This is a genomic window from Nodularia spumigena CCY9414 (genome assembly GCF_000340565.2).
GTDB lineage: Bacteria > Cyanobacteriota > Cyanobacteriia > Cyanobacteriales > Nostocaceae > Nodularia > Nodularia spumigena.
Genome location: NZ_CP007203.1, coordinates 372,949 through 373,809 on the forward strand (window position 1 = coordinate 372,949; position 861 = coordinate 373,809).

An 861-nucleotide genomic window follows, 5' to 3' on the forward strand; every position below is an offset into this window, starting at 1 on the left:
AAACGCGATCTGTTTTCCGATGGAGCGCCCATCCAAGGACAGCGAGGAGATGAAGGTGGCTGGCTAGCATCAAGCGGCTTTGAAAGTCCTAAAGTTGTTGGTGCTGATGCCAATTATTACAACCGTGCTTTATGGAAGATTATACCCAGTGGTGATAGTGTTATCATTGAAAATCAAGAAACAAAACGCTATCTGTTTTCCGATGGAGCGCCCATCAAAGGACAGCGAGGAGATGAAGGTGGCTGGCTAGCATCAAGCGGCTTTGAAAGTCCTAAAGTTGTTGGTGCTGATGCCAATTATTACAACCGTGCCTTATGGAAGATCATACCCAGTGGTGATAGTTTTCTGATTGAAAATCAAGAAACAAAACGCTATCTGTTTTCCGATGGAGCGCCCATCAAAGGACAGCGAGGAGATGAAGGTGGCTGGCTAGCATCAAGCGGCTTTGAAAGTCCTAAAGTCGTTGGTGCTGATGCCAATTATTACAACCGTGCTTTATGGAAGATTATACCCAGTGGTGATAGTGTTATCATTGAAAATCAAGAAACAAAACGCTATCTGTTTTCCGATGGAGCGCCCATCAAAGGACAGTGAGGAGATGAGGGATAACTGCTCCCATGCTCCCGTTGAAGTAGAAAGTAAAGTCTAGTTTTGTCTAGGTTTTATATAGCAGACAGCTAACTTTGTGCATCAGCATAAATATTGTGGGGTGGGCTTCTGGTCCCCCCAGATATCCGTAGTGTTAAAATACCTTTTGAGTTACTGATTAGTGAACAGCGATCGCTAGAGGATTTAGAACAGGTATTCTGTGATATGAAGGCGCGTAAAGTGATTAAGGTGGCGATGATTCCTTAGTTTTTT

At 43.9% G+C, this 861-nt stretch carries 2 pseudogenes; both read left to right on the forward strand.

Going from position 1 to position 861, the window contains the following annotated elements:
- A pseudogene (locus NSP_RS01760) lies at positions 1 to 594 on the forward strand (lamin tail domain-containing protein); the annotation flags it as partial.
- Positions 595 to 732: 138 nt separating this feature from the next.
- Positions 733 to 855: pseudogene (locus NSP_RS24980) on the forward strand (dehydrogenase); the annotation flags it as partial.
- Positions 856 to 861 lie beyond the last annotated feature (6 nt).